The organism is Hymenobacter gelipurpurascens, from assembly GCF_900187375.1.
Taxonomy (GTDB): domain Bacteria; phylum Bacteroidota; class Bacteroidia; order Cytophagales; family Hymenobacteraceae; genus Hymenobacter; species Hymenobacter gelipurpurascens.
Window position 1 is genome coordinate 1,024,699 of the sequence record NZ_FYEW01000002.1, and the last position, 14,989, is coordinate 1,039,687.

The 14,989-nt window shown below is 57.1% G+C and carries 15 protein-coding genes; 8 read left to right on the forward strand and 7 right to left on the reverse strand.

All coding sequences use genetic code 11. The annotated features are described in order from the left end of the window. Window positions 1–78: 78 nt before the first annotated feature. Window positions 79–1,275, reverse strand: coding sequence for an L-dopachrome tautomerase-related protein (locus CFT68_RS16130; RefSeq protein ID WP_170934831.1), 1,197 nt, complete (start codon window positions 1,273–1,275; stop codon window positions 79–81). 579 nt (window positions 1,276–1,854) lie between these two features. Between CFT68_RS16130 and CFT68_RS16135 the strand changes: the two genes are divergently transcribed. Further along, window positions 1,855–2,253 carry an RlpA-like double-psi beta-barrel domain-containing protein gene (locus tag CFT68_RS16135; protein WP_141106591.1) on the forward strand — a complete coding sequence of 133 codons (399 nt, stop codon included), beginning with the start codon at window positions 1,855–1,857 and terminating at the stop codon, window positions 2,251–2,253. A 15-nt stretch (window positions 2,254–2,268) separates the two neighbouring features. Here the strand turns inward: CFT68_RS16135 and CFT68_RS16140 are convergent, their stop codons facing one another. After that, window positions 2,269–3,297: a hypothetical protein gene (locus CFT68_RS16140; protein WP_088844558.1), complete on the reverse strand. Its 1,029-nt coding sequence runs from the start codon at window positions 3,295–3,297 to the stop codon at window positions 2,269–2,271. Window positions 3,298–3,467: 170 nt separating this feature from the next. After that, complete coding sequence (locus tag CFT68_RS16145) at window positions 3,468–3,869, reverse strand: hypothetical protein (RefSeq protein ID WP_088844559.1); 402 nt, start codon at window positions 3,867–3,869, stop codon at window positions 3,468–3,470. 65 nt (window positions 3,870–3,934) lie between these two features. Between CFT68_RS16145 and CFT68_RS16150 the strand changes: the two genes are divergently transcribed. After that, window positions 3,935–6,022, forward strand: a complete 2,088-nt coding sequence (locus CFT68_RS16150; protein WP_088844560.1) for a WG repeat-containing protein — start codon at window positions 3,935–3,937, stop codon at window positions 6,020–6,022. A 38-nt stretch (window positions 6,023–6,060) separates the two neighbouring features. Here the strand turns inward: CFT68_RS16150 and CFT68_RS16155 are convergent, their stop codons facing one another. Next, window positions 6,061–6,513, reverse strand: coding sequence for a DUF6799 domain-containing protein (locus CFT68_RS16155; protein WP_141106592.1), 453 nt, complete (start codon window positions 6,511–6,513; stop codon window positions 6,061–6,063). 231 nt (window positions 6,514–6,744) lie between these two features. Between CFT68_RS16155 and CFT68_RS16160 the strand changes: the two genes are divergently transcribed. After that, the gene (locus CFT68_RS16160; RefSeq protein ID WP_088844562.1) at window positions 6,745–7,074 is read left to right on the forward strand and encodes a hypothetical protein; all 330 of its coding nucleotides are present in this window, start codon (window positions 6,745–6,747) and stop codon (window positions 7,072–7,074) included. A gap of 246 nt (window positions 7,075–7,320) precedes the next feature. Here the strand turns inward: CFT68_RS16160 and CFT68_RS16165 are convergent, their stop codons facing one another. Beyond that, window positions 7,321–8,856 (reverse strand): hypothetical protein, encoded by a 1,536-nt coding sequence (locus CFT68_RS16165; RefSeq protein WP_088844563.1) that lies wholly within the window; start codon window positions 8,854–8,856, stop codon window positions 7,321–7,323. Window positions 8,857–9,075: 219 nt separating this feature from the next. Here CFT68_RS16165 and CFT68_RS16170 point away from each other — a divergent pair, with 219 nt between their 5' ends. Beyond that, window positions 9,076–9,381: a hypothetical protein gene (locus CFT68_RS16170; RefSeq protein ID WP_088844564.1), complete on the forward strand. Its 306-nt coding sequence runs from the start codon at window positions 9,076–9,078 to the stop codon at window positions 9,379–9,381. Between the two features lie 131 nt (window positions 9,382–9,512). Beyond that, on the forward strand, window positions 9,513–9,731 hold the full coding sequence (locus tag CFT68_RS16175) for a CsbD family protein (RefSeq protein WP_088844565.1): 219 nt from the start codon (window positions 9,513–9,515) through the stop codon (window positions 9,729–9,731). 112 nt (window positions 9,732–9,843) lie between these two features. Here CFT68_RS16175 and CFT68_RS16180 read toward each other — a convergent pair whose 3' ends face one another. Then, on the reverse strand, window positions 9,844–10,167 hold the full coding sequence (locus CFT68_RS16180) for a hypothetical protein (protein ID WP_088844566.1): 324 nt from the start codon (window positions 10,165–10,167) through the stop codon (window positions 9,844–9,846). A gap of 469 nt (window positions 10,168–10,636) precedes the next feature. On the opposite strand from CFT68_RS16180, the gene CFT68_RS16190 reads away from it, so the two are divergent. The 3 genes from CFT68_RS16190 (at window position 10,637) to CFT68_RS16200 (ending at window position 13,415) form a co-directional block, all read left to right on the forward strand. After that, a complete protein-coding gene (locus CFT68_RS16190; RefSeq protein ID WP_212590424.1) occupies window positions 10,637–11,638 on the forward strand; it encodes a DUF5694 domain-containing protein in 1,002 nt (333 codons plus the stop codon). 441 nt (window positions 11,639–12,079) lie between these two features. Further along, the gene (locus CFT68_RS16195) at window positions 12,080–12,532 is read left to right on the forward strand and encodes a hypothetical protein (protein ID WP_088844568.1); all 453 of its coding nucleotides are present in this window, start codon (window positions 12,080–12,082) and stop codon (window positions 12,530–12,532) included. Between the two features lie 46 nt (window positions 12,533–12,578). Continuing rightward, window positions 12,579–13,415: a DUF1206 domain-containing protein gene (locus CFT68_RS16200; protein ID WP_088844569.1), complete on the forward strand. Its 837-nt coding sequence runs from the start codon at window positions 12,579–12,581 to the stop codon at window positions 13,413–13,415. Between the two features lie 130 nt (window positions 13,416–13,545). Here CFT68_RS16200 and CFT68_RS16205 read toward each other — a convergent pair whose 3' ends face one another. Beyond that, entirely contained in the window at window positions 13,546–14,766 is a 1,221-nt protein-coding gene (locus tag CFT68_RS16205; RefSeq protein WP_088844570.1) for an NAD(P)-dependent oxidoreductase, read from the reverse strand. Window positions 14,767–14,989 lie beyond the last annotated feature (223 nt).

The window sequence follows — 14,989 nt, forward strand, 5'->3', positions numbered from 1 at the left end:
CTCAGCCAATCTAGTCATTTTAAACAAAAGCCTTCCCTGTTTGCAGAGAAGGCTTTTGTCCGAGGAAATACGGAGGTTCTATTTGGGTAGTTGCATCTTAAAGATGGTGTAAGGCTGGTCTTGCTTCCCCACACCTTTGTTCCAGGTGGGCGTTTTATGAATGGCTGAGGTAGTAACGTACATTGTGCCGTCGGCAGTAAACGCAAACGTATCGGGCCACTCCAGGCGCGGGTCCTGCAATACGGTTTCTATCTTGCCATCGGGGGTGCGGCGCTTGATAGAATGATCCTCGAATGCGGTCAGATAGAGGTTGTTCTGAGCATCAATTTCCATTCCGTCGCAGGCCGACACTTTGCCTAAATCCTCAATCTGCTGGCCTAGCTGAGCATCAGAAAGCGCTGGGTTGCGAAGTGCTTCCGTCTTGATGCGGAAGAGCTTGTAGCTGGTCAGGGGTTTCCAGTACAGATACTGCAGGTCCTGGCTTAGGGCAATACCATCGGCATTGAAGCGGGCTCGTTTACCGGTCGGGTCAATCATTTCATGACCATCGGCCTTAATGTTGAGCGTGGTGTCGCCCATCATGGACGGGTGCGTGGCGAGCAATTTACGCGCCTTGCCCGATTTTAAGTCTACCACCACCAGGCTGCCCACCCCAGATTCCGTGATGTAAGCGTAGTTGTTCTGCGTATCAATGCGCACATCGTTCAGATACGACTTACGCGAAGCCACACTTTCGGGAATGCTGATATTTTGGACCACTTTGTTGGTGGCTGGGTCGATCTTGACCAGCTTGGGGCCGCCGGGCACGGTACCTTTCAGGCCCGGCGATGCGGGGTCCAGCACCCAGAGCATTCCGGCTTTGTCGGCGTACACGCTCTGGGGGCAGATCCAGTGCTTTTGGGGCTCGTTGCGCACTGTCTCGTTCCAGGTGCACCAGTTGGCATCGGGGTAGGGCTTGACGCTGCTATTGGGGCCTACTTCCGCCACAGGCGCCACCGGGTTATTATCCCAGCGGGGGAAGTCAGCGAAGATGCGGCCATCGGGCAGCACCGCTACGCCCACCATTTGGGGCTCCCGAAACTGAGCAACGACCTGCAAAGGTGAGTTGGCAGGCGCCACTGGAGCAGCCGCCGCAGTTGTGTCGGAAGCATTTGTAGTACCAACGGTGGTATCGGAGCTGGATGGCGAGGAGCAGGAAGCCAGTAGTGCGGTGGCTACTAGGCCACTGCTTAAAGTGGCGCGCAAGCCAAATGACAAAGCAGAAGTACGCTTCATAGCAAACATGGACTTAGTAGAAGGAATTGAAGCAGTGCAGGATCTAGCACAGCCAGCCCTCTTTACGAAACCTCTCTTGGCCGGTTGTTTGTGGCGGGTTTGTGTAACTCTTCTCCCATCACTCACGTAAGCGCGGATCCATTAACCTATCTGTTCAGCTATAAAGTGGGCCCTGGTGGCCTAGAAGGGCCTTATCAACCATTTAAAAATTTAGCCTTACCTTTGGCCCCTCGTAAACAACAAAATATTATAAGTGCAATTAATTATATCAATTGTCTATTTTTATACTTTAATTAGGCTTTCTATCTGCTGATTCGTGGTCCTAGCGCCGCTATCATTCATACACAGGACAAACTATTTTCGCTGAAAATCGGTTTTGATCCTCCCATAAGCCGAGTCGGGCCGGCTGTCCACTCTCTCCGGACCAAGCGAGAGTTCACGAACCTACACATCATGTCCATTGCTTTATTCCTACTGACCTTTCTCTTCCCCCCCCGCACTATTTCTGTCCCTGCACTGGCGCTGCCCTCCACAGTTGCCAGCCTGAGCCCCCGCCCGGTATCTGTAGCTATACCGGTGATGCCCTTAAAAAAGGCCCCCAAGACCTTGTCGTACACGGTTACGGCTACTACCTACTGGCCTGAAACGGGCCAGACCGATGACAACCCGATGGAAACCGCCGATGGCTCCATCATCCCAACCCGCCACTCCAGCAAAACCCGCTGGCTTGCTGTATCCCGCGACCTGCTTGACAAGTGGGGCGGCCCGTTCAACTACGGTGATAAAGTACGGGTAAGTGGCATTTCCGACGCCCTGGATGGCGTCTATATCATCCATGACACCATGAACCGCCGCCACCGCCATTGCGTGGATGTGCTGGTGAATGAACGCGAGTGCAAAAACGGCCTAGAAGGTCGTTGGCCGAGCATTAAGCTCAGCAAACTACCCGCAATTGAGCCTACCTGGCAGGCTGGTTAAGCCCGCAGATTCCCATTACTTTTTACCGGCTCCGGCCGAATACTGCTCCAGCACCTGGGGGTGTCCATCCGCGTCATATAGGAAGGATAAGGGCTGAGCCGGATCGTGCATGATTTCGTCCAATGAAATCTGCCAACGCTTCCACATTTCCAGCAACGACTGCGCGTAGGCCGAATTTTCCCACGGGTTAAAAATCGAGCCCGTTACGTCGTCAATGAGCGTATCCATCACCACTTCCGTATCGCCGGGCTGCACGGCGCGCGGGTAGTAATCCGGAATAACATTCAACAAATACGCGGCGTAATACACGCGGGCCTTAAACTCCGCAATCTGCAGGGGGTGCAAGGGGCGCTGCGCGTCCTGGTACACCCGCCGCATGGTCTGGTAGATAATGCCATTATCCACCAGGCAAGCCATGAGCACCGTGTTATCAAGCTTAATGCTGAAGGCAATGGTACTCAGGTCGTCATCGTACTCAAAGGCGATGGTGTCTTCGCGCGGGTCGGCTTCCAGAATAAAGATGGAGCCCGGCACAAAGTCATCGTACTCCATAGGTACGCGCAAGGCCTGCAAGGGCTGAAAGAAAGCCTGAAAGCGCCGCAGCATCTGCGCATTCTCGGCCAATGGGTACTGGGGCTTTGCCAGCGGATCCAGCTCATTGAGCAGTTCCGTAATCAGGATGCCGTAGAACATTTTGCCCAGCCACAGGAACAGCGTTTGCTCATCAAGGCGGCGTAGGCCACTAATACCCTCATTGGCAGCTGCTTCTACGCGGGCTTCCAGCGGCTCTACGTGCTGCGTGCGGCAGCGTGGGCAGCAGGCTATGCGCAGGTCCTGATAGTTTACAATGCTCATATCGAGCAGCTTGATGGGGCGCTCCGCCAGGTTATAGCGCTCCATGAGCCACTCCGCAAATACCGGCACCGAGTCGGTGGGCGGCGTGGTGGGCGTGCCGCACAGAAAGCACAGGTGCTGGCTGAAGCGCATCCCCTCAAATGGGTCGTAGAGCGTTAAATCGGCGGCGGAAAGCGGATAATCAGGCATAACTCAAAAAGCAAACGAACGTGCAAAGCTACACGGTGGCTTCAGCACTGGCCTAGCAACCCAGCGAAAACTCGTGGCTACTGGCCTAGGCCACCCTGTGCAGCCCCACAACAAAAAAAGCCCTGACCTTGATTGGTCGGGGCTTTTTTATTTCTAGAAAAAGGGAAAGCCTAGCGCGACAATACGTTGCTGAGCTTGATGAGCAGCTTGCCGAGCTGGTTGAGCGGGGCACTGTAATTATCGGAGGTTTCGTCGGCTACTTTGTTGGTTTCGGCGCCCAGGGTAGCCAGGGTTTCCGCCAAATCATGCGGCTCGGTATCTGAGGCATTTAGCTGCTCACGAAGCGTACCGAGTTCCTGAATGATTTTGGCCAGGCCGGGGCGTTCCGACGCGCGGAGCACTTCTTCCCACCGGTCGATTTCCGTGAGGCCGTGCTTGTCGGCTTTTTTCGGATCGTTCGTGTTGAGCAGAGCCAGGGTATCTTCCAGTAACGCGCTGTTCTGCTGATCGGTTACTTCCAGCGGAATGGTAGGCGTAGGGGGTGTTTGCGGAGTGGAGGCAGTAGAATCCATGAGAGAAGTAGAAAACAAATGAGCGGGAGAGCGTAAAGGGCTATACTTGCCCAACCGTAGAAAAGTTGGCCTACTGTACTGCGCTCCCCTTCCGGTACCGCAGCAGCACGGCCGCGAAGTTGCGGGCGGGCCTGTTCTTTATGCTCCACACCTACCAATCAGCTCCCTTCTCCGACCCGGTGCGTCAGCGCCAATTCGAGGCCATTGCCGCCGCTTTAGCCGCAGAAGCGCAGGCCCCGGAAACCATCCTGCTCGGCAACTTTCCTGTAGAAACCCCTTCTGAAACCCTACAGCTAGATGCCGTGGTGGTGCGGCCGCGTAGCATCACGCTGCTGCTGCTGGTGCCGCAGGGTGGCCTACTGCACATCCCGGATTTCCGCTTTAGCGCGTGGCGCCTGAACGATGCTCCCCTAACCGGTACGCACGGCACCGACAACCCCTTCCAACAGTTTCAGCAGCAGCGCGATGCCCTGGCTGCCTGGCTGGCGCCTTTGCTGCCCTCTGATGCGGCCAATCTGAATTTCATCGGTGGCTTGGTATTGTTTGCGGAACCCGTACGCTTTGGGCCCGAGGTAGAGGAGCGCATGAGTGCCGTGCCAGCGGCTTCTACCTTCCATCTACTCCCCGACCCGGCCCGCTTTACCCGGCGGCTGGCGCAACTGGCTACGCCTGAAATAGATCTGACGCCAAATGATCTGGAGCAGCTGACGACCCACCTAGGCCTATCGTCAGCAGCGCCACCCCTTACGGCTGCCCCTTCCCTGCCTACTCCGGACCAACCTACGCCCTACCAACCTAGCCCAACTGATATGCTCCGCCAGAAAGCCGGGCAGCTCTGGCGCTGGCTCGGGGCCGAAGACCTAAACGAGCTCGACCGCACCGACTCGGGTTATGAAGTGGATATTGTGGCCGTCAGGAACCAGGAAAAGGCGCAACTGGAGCAGATGAGGGCCAGTCTGCAGGCCGATCTGAACACGCAGCTCCAGGCACTGGAAAGCCGCGAAGCCGAACGTGAGCAGAGCATTGCCCGCCTGCGAGAACAGCTGTCGGCCGCCGCACCGGCTGCTCCGGAAGCAGCCACCCTGGCCTCCCGGCTGGCCGTCGAAAGTCAGGAAAAAGCCACCATTGAGGCCACCATGCAGTCCTACCAGGAGCAGTCGGCGGCCCGCACGCGGGAGCTGGAACAGAAGATTCAGCAACTGGAAGCACTCATCGGGCAGCTCAAGCCGACCGCTGAACCAGCCACCGCTCCCCCACCACCTGCCGCTGTGGCTTCATCGGCAGTGCCTACTGGCGACGCCTCGCAGTCAACTCCAACTCCGACACAACCGACTGCTCCTTCTCCTAAGCCCTGGTCTGGACTAAAGCGGCCGCAGATAGGCCGCCCAGCCGATGCCGCCCAGGGTCTACTGGCTGGGCTGCGGCAATGGCGCCCTCGGCTGCGGCAGCTGCGTAGCGCGGCCAAGCGCAATCCGCGAGCGAGCCTGGCCGCTGCCGGGGCGGCGGTGCTGGTGCTGGGCTGGTGGGGCCTGCATACCTCCAGCAACACGCCACCTACTCCTTTCCGGGAAGGCAACCGCTGGGGGCTGATTTCAGCCGGCGGCGACACGTTGGTGCCGGCTCAGTATGGAGCTATCGGGGAGTTCAAGGAAAAGCGAGCAGTGGTGGAGCACGACGGGGTGCTGGGCTTTGTAAACGAACAAGGCCAAGAAGTCGTGAAACCGGCCTACGATGCGCTGTTTCCCTATTCGGAGGGGTATGCTAGGGCGCGCATCGGGCGGCTCTATACCTTTCTGGATGAGAAAGGCGAGGAGTTTGGGGCCTACTACTACAGCGCCCGCGACTTCGCCGAAGGCCACGCGGCCGTCCTGGACTACCGCGGCTGGTATTACATAACGGGGCCCGATGAGCCTGCCGCAGAACCAGTTACGTTCCAGGAGGCCTATTCCTTCAGCAAGGGGCTGGCTCGCGTGAAAACCCAGGGCGCCTTCACGTTCATCACGCCGAAGTTTCTGGCCGATACCACGGAAGGCATCAAGCCGTTTTCGCGCTATGCCAATGCGGCCGATTTTGATGAGCACGACCGGGCCCGCGTGATGCAAGCTGGCCGCAGCTTCTTTATTAATCGGGAAGGCGAGGAAGTGAAAGAGTGAACTGCCCCACCAGCTGAGTGGCCTAGGCCACTTTCCTGTTAGTCGTCGTCGTGCTTGCGCTTGTTCTTGCCCTTCTTGAAATGCCCCTTGCCTTTGCCGCGGCCTGGGCCGCCCCACCAGCGCTGAAACTGGCTGATTAGGGTGGCTTCTGTCATTTCGGGGGAGCTTTCCTGTACGCCGGGTGCCGCCAGTGCCAGCCGGCCGTTGGGCTGGGTAGCCACGGCCGTAGACTGGCCTAGCAGTGTGCAGCCCCGGCCATCGGCCAGCTCGGTGCGCTTGCCGTCGCGTTCTACTATAAAGCCGTCGCGGGTGATGGTGCGGCCGTTGGGCAGATGAATATCGCGCGACATTGGGCGGGCCTCGCCGTTGCGCACGATGTACATGGTGCCATCGAGGCGGCGGAAGCCATCGTTGGATTGCGCCTGCACCAGTTGAGGCGCCGCTATCAACAGAAATACGCCCAGGCTTATAGGTCGCAGGTAAGTAAGCAAAGCAAAAGGCGAAAAGAACAAGGCGACAAATATACGAGAGGGAGCTGCTGAAGTGGCCTAGGCCACCTTTTGCACGGGCTACGCGACAACGCGGGCCCGCGTTATAGGGCGCAAACGCAAGGCCAAAACTTTTGGCTATCGGTGGGTTACTTTTTTCGGTCCAGATGATTAAGCTCAACAGGCGCGCATTGTCGTGCTGCAGTTTATCTACCTCACCTTCATTTACTCCCCATGAAAGCTCTGTTCAAGACTCTGTTCGTTGCTGCTGCCGTTACGTTTGGTGCTTCTTCCTGCACCCAGGAAGGTAAAGAAAACGCTGATGCTGCTGCCGAAAACACCGAAGCCGCTGCCGAAAACGCTGGTGATGCTGCCGCTGCTGAAGCCAACAACGCCGCCGCAAACACCGAAGCCGCCGCTGAAAACGCAGGCCAAGCCGTAGAAAACACTGCCGACAAAGCCGCTGCTAAAACGGAGGCCGCCGCCGACAAAGCTGCTGCCGAAACCAAGGAAGCTGCCAGCGACGCCAAAGCAGAAATTCACGAGGCTACCAAGCCTAACTAATCCAGCACTGGCCTAGGCCAGTTGCTACGGCAAAAGCCCGTTCCTACCTGATAGGGACGGGCTTTTTTGTGTTAGCCGGAGTGTAAGAACTATCAGCAAAAAGTAGACCGTCATGCTGAGCTTGTCGAAGCATCTCTACCTCTGGCTAACTCAACTGGCCTAGGCCTCTGCAACGAAGCGGTAGAGATGCTTCGACAAGCTCAGCATGACAGTCTGTTTATTTACGCTCCACTGTTCCCACACTGCCTAGGCCACTGCCACCGGTTCCGGGGCGGTGGCAATTTCGAGCAGAACCTCGTAGTAGGGCCGGCCCAGGGAGCGGGCGCGCAGCCAGCAGTAGAAGCTCACGGCCTGCAAATCTTCCTGCTCCAGGGGCGCGAAGGCGGGTACGTTGGTCACGCGCTCAGCAAAGCCGGGGCGGCGGGCAGCGGCCGGATCATCAATGATTTCGCGCACTAGGCTCAGGTACACCAGCACCGTGGCGTAGGGGCCACCATCCTGGCCGAACCGCTCACGCATGAGCCGCTCAATGGCGCGCAGGCGGTTGAGGGCCAGATCGGGGTTGCCCATTTCCAGCTGCACCAGCATCTCGCCCATGTTGCGGTTCACTACCCATTCTACGCCCATTTCCTGCTCGCACCAATGGTCGGAGCGGCCAATGGCAAGTAGGGTTTGGTTGGTTTTCTGGAACTGGCCTTCGGCGAAGTAATGAAAGCCAAGCCCAAGTCGGGCCGTAAGCTGCTCGCGGGGTGCCAGCGGCGTGCGCAGGATGTCCTCCATCAGTTGGATGCTCTCGGCGTTGCGGCGCAGGAAAGCATAGTTGGCGGCCAGCAGGAAGGTGAATTTCGGCACGAGGCCCGCCGGGCGGTTGCGCGGACCGGCATCCATCACCTCGCGCAGCCGTTCCAGATACTCCACCGATTCGCGGAAGCGGCGCGTGCGGTACAGCGCGTGGGCAATCATGTAGAGTAAACCCATCTGGGCCTCGCGGTGCGCCGTCTGGAAACCGTGGCGCTTTTCCATGAGGTGGTAGCAGCGCATCACGAAGGGCGCGAAGGAGAGGAAGTCGCGGCGCACGAGCATGGCCGAGCGTGTGATGGACATCAGGCGGTAGAGCAGCGCCGGCCGCCGGGCAAAGGCTTCCTGCAGGTCGTATTCGCGCAGCAACTCCTGCAGAATCTTATCAAACGACTCACCGGCCCGCCCTTTTATGCGGGCGGCGCGCAGCCGTTGCCGGATCAGGCTGTCCACGATGTTGGCCCGTTCCTCTTCATCGGCGCACTTTTTATTGAGGTGGCGCCGCCGGATGATGTCCTCCAGATCGTCGGCGTGCTTGCTGCCGGCCTGCGAAATCTGGAGGTTGTACACGGTATTCAGCAGCTCATATTGTTCGTTTTGACAGGCCAGCTTTTCGGCTTTGCGCAGGGTGCTCCAGGCCAGGCGCGGCACGCCCACCTCAAACAGGTACTGCGCCAGGGAAAGCAACCCGCGCACCGAGGAGGCGGCCGTGGGATCTTGCTGGCGCTGGCGCAGCAGTAAGTAATCAGTGAGGTGGCGCATGAGGCGCTTGCGCAGGGCATAGTAAGCCGTGGGGTTGGGCTCCTCGGGGTACAGGCGCAGCAGCAGCTCCTCCGTGGTGTACTCCTTCTGGTGCAAAAGCAGCTCGTAGAGGCGCGAATCCATCCGGCCTTTTTGCTTGCGCCGCTGCCGCTGAATAAAGCGGGCGAAATCGGTGCGGTCGTCGGGAGAAAAGGTAGCGAGAGTAGTTCTTAAATCATCCATTATGGGTAGCGCGACAACAGCTAACTGCTTGATATTGCCTCAATATCCGATGGAATTATTCTATTTCAATATATCTGAAATAATATTTATTTATCTCTGACTATCAGGTCATTGAATCACAAAATACGCTTCTAAAGAAGTCCGATTTAGCGGCATTATGGTCGGGCTACTGCTGCGCCGACTTGTATCATTGCTTCCACATCCAACTACTCACTACCGATGCGCTATCGTCTGCTCATTCTTTCTATGCTAGGCCTGTTGGCCACCGCTACCCAAGCCGCCGCCCAACACGCCCCGCGTGAGCGTTGGACGGAAAGCTCCGCCGTTGCCGGCGCCCCCGTTTTGGCCTCGCTAGGCCATGCAGAAATAGCCGAACCGGTGGTGGACAACGACGTGAATACTTCTGTAACCAACGATACTGCCCTCCCTCCATCCGTAGGCCAGTTCCTGTTAGCCAGCCAGGATTTTGCCGTTACCCACAACTCGGAGCCCATGGGGGCTTTCCGGCGCAAGCGCAAGCAGTAGCAGCTGCCTTAGCTGGCTTATTATCAAGCAAATACCCTTTATACGCTTATTAGCCGATCGATTATAAACTCAACTACTACGCGGCCCGTATACATAGCTATTCCCATCCTTCACCTTATTCCTTTTCAATCATGGACGCTAATAATAATAACATCAACGACTCAACGGAGCTGCGGGCTCGTGGCAACTGGAACGAAGTAAAAGGCCAGGCCAAGCAAAAATGGTCGAACCTCACCGACGACGACCTGACCTACGAAGAAGGCAAGCAGGACGAGTGGTTCGGACAGCTGCAGCACAAAACTGGTGATGCTATCGACGATATCAAAGCGTGGTTTCACCGCACTTTCTAAGTCCAGCATCCTGTAGGCCTATGTGCCACACCAGCACATGGCGCTAACAAAAAAGAAGTCCCGGCTCATGAGCCGGGACTTCTTTTTTGTCTGGTGAGGAAGGGAGAGTGGCCTAGCGGCGGTAGCCATAATCGTGGCCATGGTCGTCGTGGCGGTGCTGGGCTTCCCAGCGGGCCCGCTCGGCGGCTTGCTGTTGCTGCTGGCGGCGCTGAGCTTCCAGGCGTTGGCGTTCTAAGGCGTACTGGCGCTGGCGTTCCAGCTCATATTTGCGCTGGGCAGCTTCGCGGCGGGCCCGCTCTACTTCCGCTTTGCGGTCATATTTAATGGCTTCTTTGCGAGCCTTGTAAGGACCATCAGAAGCAGGAGCGGCGGCATAGGCACCAGAAGAAGCGAACAGGCCTAGAGCAGCAACAAACGAAAGCAGGAAGATTTTCATGACGAAGAGAAAGGGAAAGTGGTAGAGAAAAGCCCGCTACAGATAAGAGAAGGCCGTTTTTTAGAATACTTAAGCGCTTGCCAGAGTAGTTGCAAGCGCTGTGCCAGCAGTTCTTACCACCGCTGCTACCCCCCGATTTCCTCTCTATAGAGCCGCAGATTATCGCCCGGAAAGGCCATTTCATCTACCAACAGCCCAGCCTATATGCAGGCTCCGGGACATTGTCCGGTTTTGGCTACTACTTGCGCAAGCTGGCTAAGCAGAACCGGACACCTGTCCGGTTCTGAACAGTTTTCACTTACTACCCAAGGCCGATTATAGAAACAAGTGTTTATATATCAACACCATATAAAAACGGCACACAGCTTGAATTACTCTTAATATCTGGAGCATACAACGAATGAAACCGGACACCACTCTCCTGATAACTACATCCACTCTTTCTATACCACCTTCTCATTCCAAACTCATGCTATTTCCATTTGCTCCTCGCTCTATTCCATTTAGCCTAATGCTGGCTGTTCTGTTGCTGCTCGGCACTGCTTTCGCCGGTAATGCGCAGCGCACCACGCCCGCTCAGAAGCAGGTGATGGTGGTTGGCTTCGACCATCTCAGCCAGCTCTACAACAAAACGCCCGAATCGGATGTGTATGGCCCCAAGAAGCAGGCCGAGCTGGCCAAGCTGCGCGAGCATCTGAAGCGCTTCCGGCCCGATGTGCTGATGGTAGAGGCCGAGCCCCGGGAGCAGCCTCAGGTAGACAGCCTATATGCCTTGTACCGCGCCGGCAAGCTGGAGCTTTCGTCGTTGCCTACGGGCCGCAGCGAGCGGTATCAGATGGGCTTTGTGCTGGCCAAAGAGCTTAATTTGCCCGCACCCCAGTGTGTTGATTATTACGCCGCTACCTCGCAATCTTTGCTGACGAATGGAGACAATATTGCCAAATACAACCAAGACCTGAAGCTTATGCAGCAGCTGTACCGCCCCCTCAAGCGCATGGCCCAGCATGATAGCCTGTCTCTGTACGATTTTATAGCGCTCTGCAACCACCTAACGACCGTGGCCACTGTGCACCGGGCCCAGTTCAATACGCCGGCCTGGGTTACGGATGGCACCTTTTCTCCTACCGCTACCAATACCAACAACCTAGGCCAGGTAGACACGGCCTACATAGGGGCGCACTACATTACGCTGCTCTACAATCGCAACCTGAAAATCTATTCCAATATTCTGCGGGCCCAGCGCAAAACCAATGCACAGCGGGCGATGGTAATCATGGGGGCGGCCCACGTGGGCGTGCTGGAAGGAATGTTTGCCGCCAACCCCGACTACCAGGTGAAACACGCTTCTGATTACCTCAAAACCAACAAAACCAAGTACCTCCAGGCCTCCATTGCGCCGCATGCAGCCGGTACCAACCGCCCGCTCTCTGGCGCGCCGGGGCCCACTTCATCGGGGCAGGCAGGTAAATAAGCGGCGAGTTGAGGGCATCAGCGCCCACCCGTTTTACTTAAAGGTCCGGCTTTTGGCGCCGGACCTTTTTGCTTTTGCACCTCCACAGACAGCCACATACGCATCTGCTTACAGCTACAGTGGCAGTGTAGCGTGGGGTGGCAACTGACGATGCAGGCGCGTGATACGGTTTGCTGTAGTCGGAGGCCAATTGAAATACCACCGCAAAAAAGCTCATCAATACAAAACATATTTATAAGCCAATCGTTTATACAGCGTGTAACAGTTTGTACTTCAGACATTTGAGAAATGCCCGTTCCAATTGAGGAGTTGTGTACGTTGGGGAACAGGAATTTACTTCGATTGCCTAAAACAGCTTTTTTTTGCTCTCGCTCATACCCCGCAAGTATTGAGCGGTCCACGTATCTGTGGGCGCTGGAGCAACGCATGCTCAGTCGATGCGTGCTGTCGGGATTCCATTCCCAGCTGGAGCAGTCAGTATTCCGCTATTTGCGCCAAGGGGCCCGCCAGCCCATTCTGTATGCCCTTGCCCGGGGTATTCAGCCCAATCTATCGATGGAGTATGCGAAGGAAATTAAGGAGGGGCACCTGCTCTTTATCAGCCCGTTTGATGCCAGCCTGGCGATGGTAACTAAGGAAACCGCCCACCTGCGCAATCTGCTGATGGTAGAGCTGGCAGATGAGCTGTTTGTGCCCTACGTGACGCCCGGCGGCAGCCTAGAGCGCTTGCTGAAGACCCCGGCAGCCCGCCGCAAGCCCATCCTAACCCTCGACCTGCCATTTAACAAGGGACTGCTGAAGCGCGGCGCCCGCATCTACCGGCCTGCTCAGCTGCTAGGCCACTCCGGCGCTCAGCCAGCGCTGCCCCTGCGGCGCTCTTATCCCTTAAGTTGATTTCTTACGTACAGAAGGCTCTACTTACTCCCTGAGCCCTTTACATATGACCGCCACTGACTCTCTACTTGCTTCTGTTCCACATTCTCCCTCATCGGGCATCAAGGCACTAGCCCGGTTTGGGTTTGCAGCGAAAGGTGTTGTATATATTCTAATGGGCCTGTTGGCGCTGCTGGCCGCCACCGGCCAGAGCGGCGGACAAACGGCCGATAAAAAGCAGGCCGTACAAACGCTGCAGGATTTGCCCGGCGGCCAAGTGCTGCTAGGTCTGATGGCGCTAGGCCTGCTCGGTTACATTGTATGGCGCTTCACGCAAGCCGTGCGCGACACTGAAAGCAAGGGTTCCGGTGCTAAGGGCATCGGGCGGCGCATTGGGTACGCAGGCAGTGGCCTGCTCTATGCCGGGGTAGCTTGGTACGCGGCGCAGTTAGCCTTCAGCGGCAGCGCTGATAGTGGCGGAAGTGGCAGCACCCAACAAACCCTCACCGCCAAAGTACTCAGCTGGCCTGCTGGCGACTGGATTATCATAGCCATAGGCCTCATCACCATCGGGAGCGGCATTTATCAGATTTACCGTGCCTACTCAGGCTCGTTTCATAAACACGTAGATTCCAGCGACCTGCCAGCCGCGCAGCGCAACACCGTATACCGCACCGGCCAGATAGGCTACACGGCGCGTGGTATTGTTATGGCGCTTATCGGTTACTTCTTTGTGCAAGCAGGCCGCCAGTCGCGCGCGGCGGCAGTAGGCACCACCGACGAAGCGTTTGATCTGTTGGCCACGATGGGGCCGGCCGTGTTGGGCATTGTAGCCCTGGGCCTGATGGCCTACGGCCTCTACATGCTGGTGCAGGCCCGCTACCCCGTCCTCAATGGCGTGTAGGCCACTCCCACACGTTTCGCCTCAATCCAATTTAAAAAGCCCTTACCTCCGCAGCGGAGGCAAGGGCTTTTGCTTGTTCCAGGGCTTTCCTAACCACCCCGAGAGAAGTAATTCAGCCTGTGACTGCGGGCTAGTCGGCCACGTAGTCGCTCAGGTACTCGTAACGGGGCATGAGGTGGCCGCCGCGGGCAATGGTGGCCCGTTCTACAATGTCATCGGCGCCGGCCTCGCCCAGCAGGTGCGGGAACACATTGTCCAGTAGCTGACGGCCAAAATCTCGGCTGGCATTGCGGGGCAGCTCACAGGGCAGGTTATCCACGGCCATCACCGTGATGTTGGTGGGGCGTGAGTAGGCCACTTCCAGCTCGCCGGTTTGGCAGTTGTAGTCGAAGGCGGGCTCCTGAATACTGCTGGAGCGCTTAGTGGTCGGGATGGAGCCATTCACATCGCAGGTCACGTCGGCAATGGTATCGATGCGGAAGTGGGCGCGGCAGGTATCCTCTTCGGTAAACAGCTTGGGAGCCGCCGGGTGCCAGTAGGCGCAGGCAATGAGCAGATTGGTAACCGGCAGAAAGTTCTGAAACGTTGATTCATACTCCTGCGGATTGCGGTGGAAGTCGGCGGTATCCCACACCCGTCCGTCGCGGCGGCGGTTATAGTCGGAGCTGCGCAGCTGCGTGTACACCGGCTCACTGAAATCGTGGTAGAGGTAATCATACACGCTCACCCGCCGGATGCCCATCCGATCGAGCACTTCCACCGCGCCCTGGGCTACGCGGCCCGAGCCCGTGACGACCATCTTGATCGGCGGCAGGCGCTTCACCTTAAAGAATTCTTCCTGCATGTCCTCCATATCGAGGCACTCGTAGGCCGGTTTCAACTGATACAAGTCATGCTTGCGGCCATAGGTAAGCAGCCCGTTGTAGGCACCCACAATACCGGCCCAGCGCCCGAAGGCCACAATCCGCTCCCCACCATCTTGGTTCGTGAGCAGCTCATAGTCGATGAGGGTGATGTTCTTGGCCAGCACCTGCCGCAACAGCTCGCGGTTGGCGGGCTGCTTTTTTACGGTGTGCGAGAAGAACATATAGGTTTTATTAGGGATGAGGTGGCCTACGGGTACCTCCTTTACGCCCAGCAGAATATCACAGTCTGATACATCAGCCCGCACCTCAATGCCCAGGTCGCGGTATTCCTGATCGGAGAAGCAGCGAATCGGGCTTTCCTCTACAACCAGCCGTAGGCCAGGGTATTGGCTGAGCGCCTCCGCGCACTTCTTGGGGGTAAGTGGCACACGCTTATCCGGCGGAGTTTTGCCTTCACGAATAATGCCGAGGGAAACAGAACGCATAATGGGTGGTGGGGCTAGAAGGATGGGGAACGAGGCCCTAAATCTGGCAAAATTATTTGGGGTGGCAGAGGATGTGGCCTAGCAGCTTGTAGGCCAGTACCGTAGCGCTTGTTGCCTTTGATGGTTTCTGACAACGCTATTCCAACCAAACACTCTGATTTCTCCCACTTTCTGTATGCCACTCGGAGAAGTTTTCGCCTTACCTTTGTTACAGGTTCGGCTG

What these genes read in the sequence shown, in the direction of transcription:
- CFT68_RS16145 (WP_088844559.1), bottom strand. Translation starts at nt 3,869, where the DNA reads ATGGATTCTACTGCCTCCACTCCGCAAACACCCCCTACGCCTACCATT.
- CFT68_RS16205 (WP_088844570.1), bottom strand. Translation starts at nt 14,766, where the DNA reads ATGCGTTCTGTTTCCCTCGGCATTATTCGTGAAGGCAAAACTCCGCCG.
- CFT68_RS16175 (WP_088844565.1), top strand. Translation starts at nt 9,513, where the DNA reads ATGGACGCTAATAATAATAACATCAACGACTCAACGGAGCTGCGGGCT.
- CFT68_RS16160 (WP_088844562.1), top strand. Translation starts at nt 6,745, where the DNA reads ATGAAAGCTCTGTTCAAGACTCTGTTCGTTGCTGCTGCCGTTACGTTT.
- CFT68_RS16200 (WP_088844569.1), top strand. Translation starts at nt 12,579, where the DNA reads ATGACCGCCACTGACTCTCTACTTGCTTCTGTTCCACATTCTCCCTCA.
- CFT68_RS16170 (WP_088844564.1), top strand. Translation starts at nt 9,076, where the DNA reads ATGCGCTATCGTCTGCTCATTCTTTCTATGCTAGGCCTGTTGGCCACC.
- CFT68_RS16165 (WP_088844563.1), bottom strand. Translation starts at nt 8,856, where the DNA reads ATGGATGATTTAAGAACTACTCTCGCTACCTTTTCTCCCGACGACCGC.
- CFT68_RS16190 (WP_212590424.1), top strand. Translation starts at nt 10,637, where the DNA reads ATGCTATTTCCATTTGCTCCTCGCTCTATTCCATTTAGCCTAATGCTG.
- CFT68_RS16130 (WP_170934831.1), bottom strand. Translation starts at nt 1,275, where the DNA reads ATGAAGCGTACTTCTGCTTTGTCATTTGGCTTGCGCGCCACTTTAAGC.
- CFT68_RS16135 (WP_141106591.1), top strand. Translation starts at nt 1,855, where the DNA reads ATGCCCTTAAAAAAGGCCCCCAAGACCTTGTCGTACACGGTTACGGCT.
- CFT68_RS16180 (WP_088844566.1), bottom strand. Translation starts at nt 10,167, where the DNA reads ATGAAAATCTTCCTGCTTTCGTTTGTTGCTGCTCTAGGCCTGTTCGCT.
- CFT68_RS16140 (WP_088844558.1), bottom strand. Translation starts at nt 3,297, where the DNA reads ATGCCTGATTATCCGCTTTCCGCCGCCGATTTAACGCTCTACGACCCA.